Source organism: Rhodocyclus gracilis, from assembly GCF_009617575.1.
Classification (GTDB): domain Bacteria; phylum Pseudomonadota; class Gammaproteobacteria; order Burkholderiales; family Rhodocyclaceae; genus Rhodocyclus; species Rhodocyclus gracilis.
On record NZ_WIXJ01000003.1, the window covers coordinates 246,925 to 263,273 of the forward strand.

The window sequence follows — 16,349 nt, forward strand, 5'->3', positions numbered from 1 at the left end:
ATCTCCCGCTCAATGGCATGCGCGCCGTCGGCTGACGGCGCGCGTCATGGCTGTGTCAGCGAACGATCTGGTCAAGTTCGCCCTTTTTGTAGCGTTCCGCCATTTTTTCCAGCGAGATCGCCTTGATCCGGCTGCCCTGGCCGGCACAGCCGAAGGCTTCGTAGCGGGCGACGCAGACCTTCTTGGCGGCTTCGCGGGCGGGCTTGAGGAAGTCGCGCGGGTCGAACTTGGAGGGGTTTTCCACCAGATAGCGACGCACGGCGCCCGTCATGGCGAGACGGATGTCGGTGTCGATGTTGATCTTGCGCACGCCGTTCTTGATGCCGATGACGATTTCTTCGACTGGCACGCCGTAGGTTTCCTTCATGTCGCCACCGAATTCGCGGATTTCGGCGAGCAGTTCCTGCGGCACCGACGAGGAGCCGTGCATGACGAGGTGCGTGTTCGGGATGCGGGCGTGGATTTCCTTGATGCGCTCGATGGCGAGGATGTCGCCCGTCGGCTTCTTGGTGAACTTGTAGGCGCCGTGGCTGGTGCCGATGGCGATGGCGAGCGCGTCGCACTGCGTGGCGCGGACGAAGTCGGCGGCCTGATCCGGGTCGGTGAGCAGCTGCTCGCGCGTCATGTGACCGTCGGCGCCGTGGCCGTCTTCCTTGTCGCCCTTCATCGTTTCCAGCGAGCCGAGCACGCCCAGTTCGCCTTCGACGGAGACGCCGATCGAGTGCGAGAACTCGACGACCTTCTGCGTCACTTCGACGTTGTAGTCGTAGGTGGCGACCGTCTTGCCGTCGGCGTGCAGGGATCCGTCCATCATCACCGACGAGAAGCCGGATTTGATCGCCGCCATGCAGACCGCCGGCGATTGGCCGTGGTCCTGGTGCATGACGACCGGAATCTCGGGGTAGGCTTCGAGCGCAGCGAGAATCTGGTGGCGCAGGAAGGCTTCGCCGGCGTATTTGCGGGCGCCGGCGGAGGCTTGCATGATTACCGGCGCGTCGACGTGCGCGGCGGCTTCCATGATCGCCCACACCTGCTCCATGTTGTTCACGTTGAAAGCCGGCAGGCCATAGCCATGTTCAGCGGCATGGTCGAGCAGTTGGCGCATCGATACGATCGGCATGCTTGTCTCCTGTGGATCGCGAGAGTGTTGGAAATCGGGTAAGGGAATGTCAGCGGCACGCCCGGCGCCGGGGCCGGGCACTGTCCGCATTCTACCGCGAAGCGCCGCCGCCGCTGGCGGCGGGCGTCGTCAGAAGGTGCCGGGCAGGCGGGATTCGCCGACGCGCAGGATCTTCAGCGTGTTGGTGCCGCCCTGTGTGCCGATCGGTTCGCCGATAGTGATGACGATGAGGTCGCCCGGCGTCACCACGCCGGCTTCGATCAGGCGCTCTTCGGCTTCTTGCAGCAGGAGGTCGCGGTCGGTGTGCTGTTGTTCCATGTGCAGCGGGAAGACGGCGCGGTAGAGCGCCATCTTCGTCAGCGACGGCGTTTCCGGCGTCAGGGCATAAATCGGCACGCCGCAATTGAGGCGGCTCATCCACAAGGCCGTCGAGCCCGACTGCGTCAGCGCCGCCACGGCCTTGACCTTGAGGTGGTCGGCGGTAAACAGCGCGGCCATGGCGATCGACTGGTCGATGCGCGTAAACACGCGGTTGAGGAATTCGCGGTCGAGCACGACTTCGGCGGATTTTTCGGCTTCGAGACAGATGCGTGCCATCGATTCGACCGTTTTCACCGGATATTTGCCGGCGGCGGTCTCGGCCGACAGCATCACGGCGTCGGTGCCGTCGAGCACGGCGTTGGCGACATCGGAGACTTCGGCACGCGTCGGCGTCGGCGAGGAGATCATCGACTCCATCATCTGCGTCGCCGTAATCGCCAGTTTGTTCTTCTCGCGGGCGAGCCGGATCATGCGCTTTTGCAAGGCCGGCACGGCGGCGTCGCCGACTTCGACGGCCAGATCGCCGCGCGCGACCATGACGCCGTCGGAGGCGTCGAGGATTTCATCGAGCGCGGCAACGGCTTCGACACGCTCGATCTTGGCGATGAGCAGGGCGTGGACGCCGGCCGCCGCCATCAGCTGGCGCGCCATGTACATGTCGGCGGCGCTCTTCGGGAAGGAAATGGCGAGGAAGTCGGCGTTGAGCGCCGCTGCCGTACGGATGTCGTCCATGTCCTTCGGCGTCAGCGCCGGGGCGGAGAGTCCGCCGCCCTGCCGGTTGATGCCCTTGTTGTCGGAGAGGTCGCCGCCGTGCTGGACGACGGTATGGATTTCCGGGCCGACGACCCGCACCACGTTCAGCGTGATGCGGCCATCGTCGAGCAGGAGCACGCTGCCCGGCGAAACGTCGCGCGGCAGGTCCTTGTAGTCGAGACCGGCGCGCGTGTTGTCGCCGAGTTCACAACGGGCGTCGAGGATGAAGGCTTGCCCGGGTTCGAGCGTGACACGGCCGCCGGCGAACTTGCCGACACGGATCTTCGGCCCTTGCAGGTCGGCCAGGATGCCGATCGGGCGCCCGGCACGCGCGGCGACGGCGCGGACGGCTTCCGCGCGGGCGACGTGATCGGAGGCTTTGCCGTGCGAGAAATTGAGGCGGACAACATCGACGCCGGCCAGAATCATTTGCTCGAGGACGTCGGCGTCGCTGGAGGCGGGGCCGAGGGTGGCGACGATCTTGGTATGCCGGGGCATGGCTTCTCCACTGGGTAACTGCGTGACGCAGCCGGCACTGCCGGCGGCAAGGACTAAGGGGCCGATTCTAACGCGATCCGGTCGCCGCTTGCGGCGGCGTCAGGCGAGGTGATTGCGCCCATCGCGCACCAGCGCGGCAACGCTCGCCAGCAGTTCAGTCTCCTGATAAGGCTTGCCGAAGTAGCGGTCGACGCCCAGCGAGGCGGCGTACTGGCGGTGTTTTTCGGCGGTGCGCGAGGTGATCATGATGATCGGCACATCTTTCAGGCGTGTGTCGGCGCGGATGGCGCGCGTCAGGTCGAAGCCGTCCATGCGCGGCATCTCGATGTCGACGAGCAGGGCGGCGGGCCGCGTTTGCCGCAGTTGTTCGAGGGCGTCGACGCCGTCGCGGGCGGTGAGGACGCGGTAGCCCTCGCGTTCCAGAAGGCGGCCCGTGACTTTGCGCACGGTCAGCGAGTCGTCGACGACCATCAGCGTCGGCACCGTCGCAGCGCTGTTTACTGGCGTTTCGTGTGGCGCCGGCGGTGGCGCGCTCAGCGGGCGCGCGGCGAGCGCCACCGGGTTTACGATGAGGACGATCTTACCGTCGCCAAGGACGGTAGCGGCGTCGATGCCGCCGACGCGCGACAGTTGCGGGCCGACGTTCTTGACGACGATTTCCTGCGCGCCGCGCAGGGCTTCGACTTCGATGGCAAGGCGCTGTGCGCCGCTCTTGAGCAGCAGCACCCAGGCGTGTGCCGGCGGGGTTTCCGGGACGTTTTCGCCGAGCAGCTGGCCGAGCGTTCTGAAGGGGTAGCGCTGTCCCTGCCACTCGCCTGCGCCGCTCTCGCGCAGCGGCGCCAGTGCCGGGGCTTTGAGATCCAGTGCCTGCTCGATCATCGTTGAGGGAATCGCGTAGGTGGCGCCGCCGACGTCGACCAGCAGCGCCTGCATGAGCGCCAGCGTCAGCGGTACGGTCAGACGGAAGGTGGTGCCTTGCGTGGGCGCGGGATCGACTTCGATGCGGCCGCCCAGTTGGGCGATTTCGGTTTTGACGACATCCAGACCGACGCCGCGGCCGGCGACTTGCGACAGCTCGGCGGTGGAGAAACCGGGGGCAAAAATGAGTTCGACGAGGCGCGCCTTGCGCTCGCTATCCGGGGCGGTGGCAGCGCTGGCGTCGTCGTCGAGCAGGCCGGCCTCCCGCGCATGGGCGCGGATGCGGGCGAAATCGAGACCGCCGCCGTCGTCGCTCAGCGTCAGGATGAGCTCGTTGCCGGTCTGTTGCAGCGTCAGCGCGATCTCGCCGATTTCGCTCTTGCCCTTGGCGCGGCGTTCTTCGCGCGCTTCGATGCCGTGCACCACGGCGTTGCGCAGCAGGTGTTCGAGCGGCGCGGCGAGGCGGTCGAGCACGCCACGGTCGATATCGATGCGGCTGCCGTGCAGATCGAGGTTGGCGCGCTTGCCGGTGTCTTTGGCGGTCTGCCGGACGATGCGGTAGAGCCGGTCGGCGATGCTGCCAAAGGGCGCTTTGCGGACATCGAGCAGTTCCTGTTGCAGTGCGCGGCTTAGGCGCGTCTGCGCGACCAGCGCCGTGTCGGCGGCGTCGACGTGCTGCAGGAGTTGCTGCTGGATGGTGGCGACGTCGTCGACCGACTCGGCCATCATGCGCGTGAGTTCCTGGAAGCGGGTGAAACGGTCGAATTCGAGCGGGTCGAAGGTGTCCGCCGCTTCAGTCGCCGTCGCTGGCGGCGCGCTGTGCGCGGTCATCTGCGTTTCCGCCTGCAGGTCGACGTCGTGCAATTGCCGGCGCAGGCGCAGCACGTTGTCGGTCAGTTCGAGCAAGGTGTCCTTGAGGGCGCGCACTTCGTCGCCGATGCGCGCGCGGGCGATCGACAGTTCGCCGGCCTCGTTGACCAAGCGGTCGACGAGGTCGGCGCGCACGCGCAGCGTGCTGCGTTGCGTCAGGGCATCGTCGTCGCTGGCGCTCGGACTGTCGCGCCGTTCGCGGTCGGCGAGGCGGCGTTCGTTGGCGGAGGCGTCCGGGCGAGCGCTGGCAGCAGGGGGCGCGTCGACGTCTGCCAGGGCGGCGGTGCTGGTCTCAGGCGGCATTGCGCCGCCCGCGCGCAGGCTGTCGATTTCTTCGAGCACGGCATCGACGGCGCTTTCGATGGCGTCGATGGCGTCGCTGGCCGTACCGTCGGCCGGTGTGCTGTGCGCCAGTGCTTCGACGCGCGTTTCGATGGCGTGCGTGATGTCGCCGAGCCGCATGGCGCCGGCCATGCGGGCGCTGCCCTTCAAGGTGTGCAGCAGCCGCGCCAGGGCGCGTGCCGCCTCCCCATTGGCGAGGTCTTCGCGGCAGGCGCGCAGGGCCGCCTCGATGCGGTGTTCGAGATCGCTCGCTTCTTCGAGGAAGATCGGCAGGAGCTGTTCGTCGAGTTCGTCGCCGAGCGTGCATTCGCCGGCCGTCGCGGGCGCGGTGGGCGTGGTCGGGGCGGATGAGATTGCGGAGGCGGTGGGCGGGGCGGCGCTTGTGTCGGCCGTGTGCGTTCCGCTCGTTCCGTTGACCGCACTCGCCGCGCTCGGCGACGGCTCTGCGCTGGCGCCGTACAGGAGTTCGTCGAGTGCGCTGACGACGTCGTGACCGAGCTGGCGGGCGAGGATTTCTCGCTGGCGCGGCGCGGCGGCGGAGTGTGGCGAGACGGATGACGCGGCCGATGCAGTCGGCGGCGGGGCCACCGGCTGCGTGTCGGCCGCTGGAGGCGGCAAGGCGCCAGCCATGTCGGGCGGGGCGGCGCAGGCAGGCGTTGTGGGCGGCGCGTCGACGGGCTCGGCCGTGAACTCGGCAACGGCATCGGCGGCGAGGGCGTCGGCGCTGGCCGGGTAGATGGCTTCGAGCGTGGCGACGAGCGCCGGCGCGGCGTCGGGCAGGCGATGTGCGGCCGTGGCGGCGAGCATGTGGCCGAGGGCGTCGATGGCTGCGCGCAGTACGGTGAGCGCCTCGCTCGCCGCCGGTTGCGGCGTGTGGCGGCGGCGTTGCAAGGCATGTTCGAGGGCAACGCCGAGCGCGTTGACGGCCTGCAGCCCGACGGTGCCGGCAATGCTGCCGAGCGTGTGGGCGGCGCGGTGGAAGGCGGCGGAGGTCGGCGCTGCCGGCGTCGCCGTGAGTTGCGCGAGTTCGCGCTCGAGCGTGTCGAGGTGGACCTGCGCTTCGTCGAGAAAGATTTGCCAGAGCGAGGAGGACACCTTGATCTGCTGCCGGCGCAGGGGCGGCGTTTCTGGCGTTTCCTGGGCGGTGTCGGTGGGTGGCGCCGGTTCGGACTGGGCTGGCAGGGCAGCCTGCGATTCCGGAGACACGTCGGGATCGGCGTCGGGCGGGGTATGCCCCTCGCTGGCGTCGGCGGCATCCTCGCCTGTCTCTTCCGTCGCAGCATCGGGCGCATCCTCACGAGTCCCGTCGAGTGGCGGGCGGGGCGGGCGGAAGCGGCCGAGTTCGATGACGTCGGCACCGCGGCTGGCGTCGACGTTGGCGGCCGCAGCGCGCAGGGCGGCGGCTTGCGCCAGCAGGGCGCTCGGGTCGGGGGCGTCGCCGCTGCCGCTGGCGAGATGTTCCACCCAGGCCGATAGCAGACGCTCGGCTTCGGCGAAGAGATCGGTGAGCGCCGGCGGCGCGTCGCTGGCGCGGGGTTGCCAGTCCTTGGCCGTGTGTTCGAGGGCGCGCGCGGTGTCGCCGAAGGCGCGCAGGCCAACCATGTAAGCGCTGCCCTTCAGGGTGTGCAAGGCGCGGCGCAGGGCGGCGAGCGCTTCGCCGCCGCGCAGGCCGCTGGCCAGACGGGCGCGGCTTTCAGCGATGGCGAAGAGCATTTCGTGCGCTTCTTCGATGAATACACCCAGCCAGTTGGCGTCCGGTGGCGCGGGGCGGCGCGTCGACGCGTGGCGCAGATCGAGGGTCGGGTCGATGGGCGAGCGGCGGCGGTCGGCGCCGTCGGTGGCGTCGTCGGCGATGAGAGCGAGCAGCGCGCTACGTGCGCGTTCGCGCAGCGCCGTGTCGCCGACGAGTTCGGCGGTGTTTTGCAGGCTGCTCAGGTGCTGGCGCAGGGCGTCACGTCGTGCCTCGTCGGCGGGGTCTGCGCGATGGTTTTGCAGGGCGGCCTGGGCGAGGCGCTTGTCGCGTTCGAGTCCGTGTTCGACGCTCTGCGCCCAGAGCTGCGCGGCGCGGACGGGGTCGGCGATATCAGGGGCAACAGAGGTGTGGGTGGGCGCGTGGCTCTGTGCCTCGATGAGCTGCGCAATGCGCGTCAGCGCTTCGGCGAGCGGCAGGAAGTCGTCATTTGCTGGCGCACTCCCGGCGTCGGCGAGTTCGCCGATGCGGCGGGCGCAGTGGCGCAGCGCGTCGCCGGTGTCGGCGAGCGCCGGACCGGCGAAGGTGTCAGCGAGGGCGCGCAGGGCGGGCGGCAGCGCCGACAGTTCGCGGTAGCGCTGCGGCGCTTGGGCAAGGGTGTCGAGTGTTTGTTCGATGCACTCGAGCGCGTTGCGGATGGCGCCCGTCTGCTGGCGGGCACGCCGGCGCTGCTGGGCGTAGTCGGCGAGCGTTTGCAGTGCCGGCAACTCTGCGGCGCTCGTCGGTGGGTTGCCGGCGAAGCAGGCGTGAACGCGCGCGACGGTCAGGTCGACTTCGTGCAGGAAGTCGGCGCCGGGCGCCGGCAGCAGGGCGGGCGCGCGTTGCAGCAGCAGGATGGCGCAGGCGACTTCGCGGGCGAGCGTGTCGTCGAGTGCCGTGGCCGGATCGGCAATCCAGTTGCCGGCGGCGACGATGCATTGCGTCAGGCGGCGGCAGTCGGTATTGCCAAGGGCGTCGGCGGCGGCCGCGAGCCGCGCGGCGTGGCGGCGAAAGCGTGGCAGTGAGGCTTCGCCGCACCAGCATTCCAGCCAGGCGACTTCGCTGGCGCGGGCGGCGGCGCCAAGATGCGCTACGGCGCGGCGGTGCTCGTCGGGCGTTGTGTCAGATGCCGCATCGGGTGTGCCGTTCGGGGGGTCGGGCTGCTCTTCCGGCGTAGGGGCGGGCGCCGCGTCGGTTGCGTCGTGACTGGCGAACTCCGTTGTGGCGGTGCCGGCCACCGGCGCGTCGTTGTCTGGCTCCGGCAGCGAGGCGCCGGTGGCCGGCGCTGGGAGTGTGGGTTCGGCTGCCGACTGAGAAGGTGCTGGGGTCGCCGCTTGCGGTTGCGCGGCGTCGCTCTCCTCCCCGCTCGCGGCGGCCTTGATGGCCTCCGGCGCGGCGCCCGGCGCCGCGGCGACGATCCGCAGGCCGGGGATCAAGGAGGGGAGCGCGAAGGCGTCCTGTATCTCGCGCACCGCTTCGTTGCCACGGCCGGAGCGGGCCAGTGCGTAGAGGAGGTCGCGCGTGAGGGCGAGGGCGATGCCGGGCGTGCCTTCCTGAACGCGGCGGATTTGCAGGTCGAGGCGTGCCAGCAGCGGGGTGACGTCGCAGTCGCTGGGCAGGGCGCGTTCGGCCAGTGCGCCGAGAAAGGCGGCGGCGATCCGCCAGAAGATGTGGCCTTCGGCGTTTTTGGCGGTGTCGATGCGCTCGACGGCGTTGCGCATGTCGGCGATGCCGTCGGCGATTCCCTCGTCTTTGTTCGGACTGCGCAGGAAGGCGAGCAGGCCACGCTGGAAGCGCGGCAGTTCGCGGCGCAGGACGAGTTGCTGCTGGGCGGCGGTGAGGCTGGGGGCGGCGCGCGGCGGCAGCGGGCGCGACAGGTCAGGGAAAAACAGCGCGCCGGGCGCGGCGAGCGGGCGGCCAGCGGCGCGCTGCAACTCGCGTAGCAGCGGCAGCAGGTGCAGCCCTTCGGCGGGAAGTCCGGCCAGACGGTCGGTCAGCGCGTCGCCGAGGCGGTCAAGCGCGCGTTGCGCCAGCGCGACATGGTGCGTCGTGTCGGGGCGTCGGCCAGCGTCGTCGATCAGGTCGGCGAGCGCTGCGCAGAGCAGGGCGAGCCCGTCGTCGCCGGCCAGCTGGAAGGCGCCGCGCACCTGCGCCAGCTGCTGACGGCAGACGGCGAGCGGCGTTGCGGCTCGCTCGGCATGCGTACCCCGCGAGGGCGTGACGCGGGCGGTGTTCAGCGATGCGCGTGGCGAGGCTTCAGCGGCGGCGAGCGGGAACGCTTCACTCGCGCCCGGCAAGGTGCTGGCGCCGAAGGGCATGGCTTCGCCGCAGTCGGCGAATTGCGCCAGCGCTTCGCCGGTGAGGGCGAGGGCGCGTTCGATCTCGCGGCTGACCGGGAGAAGCGGGCCGGGGGGATTTCCGGTGGCTCCGATGGCTCCGATGACTTCGGCGGCGGCGTTCATTCCGGTGGCTGCGTTCATCTCAGGCGCGTCTCCGCTGGTCGCTGTGTTGCCGTTCATGCCTTGATTTTGAAGCCGGCGACAGAACCTTTCAGTTCGCTCGCCAGCGTAGCCAGTTCGCCGACGGCGAGGGCAGTGCGCTGGGTGCCGGCAGTGGTTTGTTCGGTAATGGTGAGAATGTCCTGCATCTTGTCGGCGACACCGCTGGCCGAGCCGGCTTGCTGCTCGGTGGCGCTGGAGATGTTTTCGATCAGGTCGGCGAGGGTGCGCGACACTTCGCCGATCTCGCTGAGAGCCTGCCCGGCAGCGTCGGAGCGTTTGGCGCCGGCGACGACGCCTTGCGTCGATTCTTCCATGGCGCAGACCGCTGCGTGCGTGTCGGTCTGGATGGTTTTGACGATGGCGGCGATCTGTTGCGTGGCGGCGGCGGAGCGTTCGGCCAGCCGCTGCACTTCTTCGGCGACGATGGTGAAGCCGCGTCCGGCTTCGCCCGCCGAGGCGGCCTGAATGGCGGCGTTGAGCGCGAGGACGTTGGTCTGCTCGGTGATGTCGGAAATGAGTTCGACGATTTCGCCGATCTCCTGTGAGGATTCGCCCAGACGCTTGATGCGCTTGGCGGTTTCCTGAATCTGGCCGCGGATTTCGTTCATGCCCTTGATCGAGTCGTGCACGGCGAGCGTGCCTTTGCCGGCGGCGGTGAGCGACTGGCGGGCGACATGCGCGGCGAGGCCGGCTTCGCCGGAGACAGCCGTCATCGATTGCGCCATGGCCAGCGCCGAGCTGCCGGCGCTCTGGATCTTCAGCGCTTGCCGTTGCGCGGCGGCGAGGAGTTCGCCGGAGGTCTGGTGGGCGATGCCGGTGGTGTGCGTGACGCGCTCGGCGGCGTCGTTGATGCGCCGGACGAGGACGCGCAGTTCTTCGATGGCGTAGTTGATCGAATCGGCGATGGCGCCGGTGATTTCTTCGGACACCGTCGCCGTGACGGTGAGGTCGCCGTCGGCGAGATTTCCCAGCTCGTTCATCAGGCGCAGGATGGCTTCCTGCGTTTGCCGGTTGGCCGCTTCCGACGCCTGCCGGCTGCGCTCGGCTTCTTCGGCGTTGTGGCGGGCGTCGTCGAGGTAGACCTTGGCCATCAGCCCCAGCGCGCCGATGGCGATGAGGACGAGGACGGCGAGCGCGGCGGCGTAGGCGGCGCGTTCGGCGAGGTTGCCCTGATAGGCGAGTGTCAGCTGGTCGGTGGCGTCGAGCAGGGTTTCGCTGTCACGGAAGATGCGGGCGCCGGCCTGTTTGGCCTGCACCAGCCGCTGCATGCCGCCGAGGATGCCGCCGACCGATTGCTGATATTCCTTGAAGGCGCTTTCCAGTTGCGTGAGCTTTTGCTGTGTGTCGGCGTCGTGGCTGGCGCCGATGTGTTGCGCGGCGTTGCCTTTTTGCAGGGCGGCGATGAGGTCGCGGAAGGTGTTGACGTCTTTGCCGAGCAGGAAGGCGACTTCCGGGTCGATGATGTCGCTGACTTCCAGCGCGTTGGCGTTTTTGGCGATGCGTTGCGTCAGCATGACCATTTCGTTGGCGGCGGCGATCTCGCGCGGGCTGCTGCCGGTTTGCAGCTTGAGCGCCGCGACTTGTTCGGCGAGTTCGAGCAGTTGCAGGTTCTTGCTGTTGATGAGCGCCACGTCGCTGCCGAGCGAGACGAGGTTTTTCTCCATGTCGAGCAATTGTTCCGCATTGCGGCCCGTTTTGGCCCATTCGCCGGCCAGCCGTTGCAGCGGCTCTTGCGCGCTCTCCGGAGAGCGCGGGACGGTGCGGCCATTGATCTGGCCGCCTTGGCGCAGGGTGTCGAGGCGCTGGGCGAAGGCGTCGCGCGAATCGCGCAGCTGGCGGAAGGCCGTGACGTCGCCTTGCAGGGCCTGATTCGAGGCTTTGGCGAGGCGCTGCGAGAGCATGCGCATTTCGCCGGAGGCGGCGATGTAGGTGGCGCCGTAGCTGGCTTCGCGGTTGTCGTGATAGACGATGCCGGCGATGCCGAGCATGGCGAGCAGCAGCACGCCGCCGAGAATCTTCAGCTGCTGCATGACCGGCAGCTGGCCAAACAGCACCATCGTGCCGGAGAAGGGCTTCGTGCCGGAGGTTGTGGCGCCGGGGGCGGGGCGAGTAGCCATACGGATGGACGCCGTTCAGGCGCCGATCTCCAGAAAGCGCGGGTCGGCGAGCAGGCCCGCAACGTCGAGGCAGCGCCAGTCGTGGCCGTCGTCGTCGCGGAAAGATTGCGCTGCCCAGACGGGGGCGTCGACGGTCGGGACGTTGGCGTGCAGTGCCTCCGGTTTGCGCAGGCCGATCAGGCGGCTGACGAGCAGGGCGGCATTGACGCCGTGGCGGGCGCCGATGAGGAGCAGTCGGGCGTGACTGTTGTGCGGGGTCGCCTCGCCGCCGCGAAACAGCGCGAAATCGCTGACTGCGTAGAGCGTTCCGCGTACGTTGGCGAGGCCGGCGAACCACGGGCAGGTGAGCGGCGCGCGCGCCAGCGGTGGTGTCGAGACGATCTCGCCGGCGTCGGTCAGCGGCGTCAGCCAGCGTTCCTCGCCCGCCTGAAAGCCGAGCAGGGTGGCAGCCGCTACGCCGCCGTCCTCGGGCGAGCGGGGAGGCGGCAGTTCCTGGGTGTCGGTAAGGCGAGTCCGGTGCGGCATGCGGCGGCGGTCAGAGGGCAGCGATGCGGGCGAGCAGTTCGTCGCCATCGATGGGTTTGACGAGGTAATCCACCGCGCCCTGGCGCAGCCCCCAGATCTTGTCGGTTTCCTGGCCCTTGGTGGTGCACACGAAAATCGGGATGTGCCGCGTCTGTTCGTCGCGGGCGAGCGTGCGCGTGGCCTGATAGCCATTGAGGCCGGGCATCACGACATCCATCAGCACCAGATCGGGCATCTCGCGGCGCGTCGTGTCGATGCCTTCTTCGCCACTTTCGGCGATCAGCACCTCGTAGCCAGCGCCGTTGAGGACTTCCTGGAGGAAATGGCGTTCGGTCGGCGAGTCGTCGACGATGAGGATTTTTTTGACAGTCATTCGATAAGCTCCCGATTCGTCAAAAAACAGGCAGTCGTGCTGTCCGCGTCAGGCCGGCACAGACGCCAGAGCGTCGACGCAGGCCAGCAGGGCTTCGCGGCTGAAGGGTTTGGTCAGGTGTTCGCTGGCGCCGCAAAGGCGGCCACGCGTGCGGTCGAAAAGGCTGTCCTTGGCCGTCAGCATGACGACCGGCGTCGCCTGATAGCGCGGGTTGCTCTTGATCAGCGCGCAGGTCTGGTAGCCGTCGAGGCGGGGCATCGTGATGTCGCAGAAAATGAGATCAGGCGAGTGTTCGGCGATAACGGCCAGCGCGGCGAAGCCGTCGTCGGCGAGGAGTACCTCATGGCCGGCCTCGCCGAGAAACAGCTCGGCGCTGCGCCGGATGGTCGCGCTATCGTCGATAACCAGAATCCTGACGCTCTGCGGCGTCGTGCTTGCCGTCAATTGCTGCCTCCCTGTCGGCCGCCGGTGATGTGGTGGTCTGCTCTGCGCACGAGGTGGGCGCCGCGTTGTCGCAGCGGCGGCGGCTCCTGCCGCGCCGGGCCGTGGCGCAGGCTGTGCTTCCGTCCTCATCATACCGGATTGTCGGCAGCGCCGAGCTTCCCCGGCGGGCGGCGGGCCGGGCTTTTCGGTTAGAATCCGCGCTGGTCCGATGCCCTTGCGGCGCCTTCGCTGCGGTGTTGCTACCCGCGCGGACGCCGCCGGCGCCGTCGGTGCGTTTTCTCCGCCTTGCCGGCGTCGCCGTCTGGCGCCTGTTTTGCCCTTTTCCAGCCTTGGCCGTTGGCGGCTTTTGGCTCTGCGCATGGATCAACATTCCGCCCCTCCGCCCATCGTTCTCAGCTTTGCCGCCAGTGATCCGACGGGCGGCGCCGGCGTGCAAGCCGATCTGCTGACGCTGGCGGCGAATGGCTGCCATCCGCTGTCGGTGCTGACGGCGATCACCGTTCAGGATTCGATGGGCGTCGATGGCGTCTTGCCGATCGACGCCGATTGGGTCGAGGAACAGGCGCGCACCCTGCTCGCCGATATGCCCGTGGCGGCCTTCAAGATTGGCGTCACCGGCGGCGTCGAGAACATCGCCGCCATCGCCGGCATCATCGCCGACTATCCGGATATTCCGGTCGTGCTCGATCCGGTGCTGGCCTCTGGCCGCGGAGACGAACTCGCCGATGAGGACGGCATCGGCGCCCTGCGCGAGCTTCTGCTGCCGCTGACGACCGTGCTGACGCCGAATAGCCTCGAGGCGCGTCGTCTTCTCGACGACGAAGACGAGCCGCCGTTGCCGGATGCCGGCGAGCCGTCGTTGAGCGACTGCGCCGCCCGTCTCGTTGGCTGCGGTTGCCGCTATGTGCTGATTACGGGCACGCACGAAAACACCGCCGAGGTCGTCAATACGCTCTACGGCGCGACCGGCTATCTGCGCCGGGACACCTGGCCGCGCTTGCCCGGCGTCTATCACGGCTCGGGCTGCACGCTGGCCTCGGCGATTGCGGCCGCTCTGGCGCGCGGCTTGCCGATCGAAGAAGCCGTGCGGGTTGCGCAGTCGTTTACCTGGCAGACGCTGGCGGCGGGTTTCCGCCCCGGCATGGGCCAGTTCATCCCCGACCGCTTCTATGCGCAGCGCGGCAGGGTATCGCCCGCCGCCACGGACGACCATGCCTGAGTCGGTGCGGCAGTGGCGAGGCTTGTACGCGATCACTCCGGATGGCCTGCCGGAAGCGCCGCTCTTGGCGTACGCCGAGGCCGCGCTGGCCGGTGGCGCGCAGTTTTTGCAGCTGCGCGATAAATCGTCGGACGCCGCGCGGCGCGCACGCCTGGGGCACGCGCTCGCGGCGCTGTGCCGTCGCTATGACGCGCGTTTCATCGTCAACGACGATGTTGCGATGGCGCTCGCGGTGGCCGCCGACGGCGTGCATCTGGGCGGCGACGACGGTGATCTCGCGGCGGCGCGGCTGGCCTTGCCGGCCGGCAGTCTGCTTGGCGCCTCGTGTTATGCCGACTTTGCGCGCGCCCAGGCGGCGCAGGCGGCGGGCGCCGATTATGTGGCGTTCGGCGCCGTCTACGGTTCGCCGACCAAGCCGCTGGCGGCGCGTGCCGATCTGGCGCTCTTTACCCGTGCGCGCGCCGAGTTGTCGGTGCCGTGCTGCGCCATCGGCGGAATTACGCTTGCCAACGCCGCGCCGGTGATCGCTGCTGGCGCACAACTGCTGGCCGTGATCAGCGATCTGTTTGTGCCGGCGACACCCGCTGCCGTTCGCGCTGACGGAGTGGTTGCGGTCGAACCATATGATTCGGAAGATTTTTCTTTTGCGGCGTCCGCCATTCGCGCGCGCGCTGCTGCTTTTCAACGTCTCTTTGAGGAAAACTGAGAATGAGCACCCCCTCCCGCAACGACCAGCTTTTCGCCCGCGCTCAGCGCCACATTCCTGGCGGCGTCAATTCGCCGGTTCGCGCCTTCCGTTCGGTGGGCGGTGCGCCGCGCTTCTTCGTCGAGGGCAAGGGGCCGCGCGTGACTGACGTCGACGGCAAGACCTATCTCGACTACGTCTGCTCGTGGGGCCCGCTGATCGCCGGCCACGCCCATCCGGAAGTGCTCGCCGCCGTGAACGAGACGGCCGCGAAGAGCCTCTCCTTCGGCGCGCCGACCGAGATGGAGCTCGACATGGCCGATCTGCTCTGCGATCTCCTGCCGATGCTCGACATGGTGCGTCTGGTCAGCTCCGGCACCGAAGCGACGATGAGCGCGATCCGTCTGGCGCGCGGCTACACCGGGCGCGACCTGCTGGTGAAGTTCGAAGGCTGCTACCACGGCCACTCCGACAGTCTGCTGGTCAAGGCCGGCTCTGGTCTGCTCACCTTCGGCAACCCGGATTCGGCTGGCGTCCCGGCGGATCTCGCCAAGCACACGCTGGTGCTGCCGTACAACGACGTCGCCGCGCTGGAAGCGGCTTTCGCCGAGCATGGCGACAAGATCGCCGTGGTGATCGTCGAAGCCGTCGTCGGCAACATGAACCTGATCGCGCCGAAGCCCGAATTCCTGAAGGCAATGCGCGAGCTGACGAAGAAGAACGGCTCGGTGCTGATTTTCGACGAAGTGATGACCGGCTTCCGCGTCGGCCCGCAGGGCGCGCAGGGTCTCTTTGGCATCGACGCCGACCTCGTTACGCTGGGCAAGGTGATCGGCGGCGGTCTGCCGGTCGGCGCCTTTGGCGGCAAGCGCGAAATCATGGAAAAGATCGCGCCGCTCGGCCCGGTCTATCAGGCCGGCACGCTCTCCGGCAACCCGGTGGCCGTCGCCGCCGGTCTGGCGACGCTCAAGCTGACGCGCGCGCCGGGCTTCTACGAGACGCTCACCGCACGCACCAAGCGCCTCACCGACGGCCTCGTTGCCGCGGCGAAGAAGCACGGCGTCGTCTTCTCGGCGCAGTCGGTCGGCGGCATGTTCGGCCTCTACTTCGCGCCGGAATGCCCGGCCACCTACGACGCGGTGATGGCCTGCGACAAGGAAGCGTTCAACCGCTTCTTCCACGCCATGCTCGACGCCGGCCACTACTTTGCGCCGTCGGCCTTCGAAGCCGGCTTCGTTTCGGCCGCGCACACCGACGCCGACATCGACGCGACGATTGCGGCCGCCGACGCGGTGTTTGCTGCCTGGTAAGTCCGGCGTAGCCGCAAACGAAAACGGCGACCGAAAGGTCGCCGTTTTTCATGGGGCGTGCTGGGGCAGGATCAAGTCTGATCGCGAGCCCTTGAGCAGGTACTCCTTCAGCACCGTGCTTGCCCAGCGGCGGAACTGCACCCCGCGCGGCGAACGCACGGCGGTAGCCCACGGCAAGGATGGCGTCGAGCTTGTAGTGCGCCACCCGGTAGTTCTTGCCATCGGTGGCAGTTGTCATCCAATGGTTGACAACTGCTGCCTCGCTCAACTCCTGAAAGCTCGCCGTTTTCTCCAGAATGGTGCGCAGCATGTTGAAGTGGTGGGTGTAGAACAGCACGAATTCGAAATCGAGTTGCTGCACGACCGGCGGCGCCTGCTCGCCTTGCTGTCGTTGAGCACGCGGTTGGTGCGCGAGAAGAACTTCTCGCGGAAATTCGCTTCCAGCGCAGCGCGGTCGCGGATGTCTGGACGGTAGGCGTATTTGAGGTCGCCGAGTTTGGCGAGCAGATCGAGTTCGATCTGGCTTTCCGTGGTTGTCATCTCTCTGACCTAATGCATGCGAATGGAACTTTTTTAGCCGGAAGAGTGCAGCAGTACAAGTCGAGAACCACCAGTATTAGAGCG

The 16,349-nt window shown here is 68.2% G+C and carries 11 protein-coding genes; 4 read left to right on the plus strand and 7 right to left on the minus strand.

Annotated features, from left to right (window positions below):
- Positions 1 to 55: 55 nt before the first annotated feature.
- The 7 genes from fba to GHK24_RS06990 form a co-directional block, all read right to left on the minus strand.
- Positions 56 to 1,120, minus strand: coding sequence for a class II fructose-bisphosphate aldolase (gene fba / locus GHK24_RS06960; protein WP_153471084.1), 1,065 nt, complete (start codon positions 1,118 to 1,120; stop codon positions 56 to 58).
- Between the two features lie 129 nt (positions 1,121 to 1,249).
- The gene (pyk, locus tag GHK24_RS06965; protein ID WP_153471087.1) at positions 1,250 to 2,692 is read right to left on the minus strand and encodes a pyruvate kinase; all 1,443 of its coding nucleotides are present in this window, start codon (positions 2,690 to 2,692) and stop codon (positions 1,250 to 1,252) included.
- Between the two features lie 99 nt (positions 2,693 to 2,791).
- Positions 2,792 to 9,031: a hybrid sensor histidine kinase/response regulator gene (locus GHK24_RS06970; protein WP_153471090.1), complete on the minus strand. Its 6,240-nt coding sequence runs from the start codon at positions 9,029 to 9,031 to the stop codon at positions 2,792 to 2,794.
- A 35-nt stretch (positions 9,032 to 9,066) separates the two neighbouring features.
- Positions 9,067 to 11,169, minus strand: coding sequence for a methyl-accepting chemotaxis protein (locus GHK24_RS06975; RefSeq protein WP_153471093.1), 2,103 nt, complete (start codon positions 11,167 to 11,169; stop codon positions 9,067 to 9,069).
- A 15-nt stretch (positions 11,170 to 11,184) separates the two neighbouring features.
- Complete coding sequence (locus GHK24_RS06980) at positions 11,185 to 11,694, minus strand: chemotaxis protein CheW (protein WP_153471096.1); 510 nt, start codon at positions 11,692 to 11,694, stop codon at positions 11,185 to 11,187.
- Positions 11,695 to 11,704: 10 nt separating this feature from the next.
- Positions 11,705 to 12,067 (minus strand): response regulator, encoded by a 363-nt coding sequence (locus tag GHK24_RS06985; protein WP_153471099.1) that lies wholly within the window; start codon positions 12,065 to 12,067, stop codon positions 11,705 to 11,707.
- Positions 12,068 to 12,115: 48 nt separating this feature from the next.
- Positions 12,116 to 12,511 carry a response regulator gene (locus GHK24_RS06990; protein WP_228384577.1) on the minus strand — a complete coding sequence of 132 codons (396 nt, stop codon included), beginning with the start codon at positions 12,509 to 12,511 and terminating at the stop codon, positions 12,116 to 12,118.
- Between the two features lie 358 nt (positions 12,512 to 12,869).
- Here GHK24_RS06990 and thiD point away from each other — a divergent pair, with 358 nt between their 5' ends.
- From thiD to GHK24_RS13615, 4 genes are all read left to right on the plus strand, one after another.
- Entirely contained in the window at positions 12,870 to 13,730 is an 861-nt protein-coding gene (gene thiD / locus GHK24_RS06995) for a bifunctional hydroxymethylpyrimidine kinase/phosphomethylpyrimidine kinase (RefSeq protein ID WP_153471102.1), read from the plus strand.
- Complete coding sequence (gene thiE, locus GHK24_RS07000; protein WP_153471105.1) at positions 13,723 to 14,436, plus strand: thiamine phosphate synthase; 714 nt, start codon at positions 13,723 to 13,725, stop codon at positions 14,434 to 14,436. The genes thiD and thiE overlap by 8 nt, the downstream gene beginning before the upstream one ends.
- A 2-nt stretch (positions 14,437 to 14,438) precedes the next feature.
- Positions 14,439 to 15,725 carry a glutamate-1-semialdehyde 2,1-aminomutase gene (gene hemL, locus GHK24_RS07005; protein WP_153471108.1) on the plus strand — a complete coding sequence of 429 codons (1,287 nt, stop codon included), beginning with the start codon at positions 14,439 to 14,441 and terminating at the stop codon, positions 15,723 to 15,725.
- A 91-nt stretch (positions 15,726 to 15,816) separates the two neighbouring features.
- Positions 15,817 to 16,200: a hypothetical protein gene (locus tag GHK24_RS13615; RefSeq protein WP_228384578.1), complete on the plus strand. Its 384-nt coding sequence runs from the start codon at positions 15,817 to 15,819 to the stop codon at positions 16,198 to 16,200.
- The last annotated feature ends 149 nt before the right edge of the window (positions 16,201 to 16,349 follow it).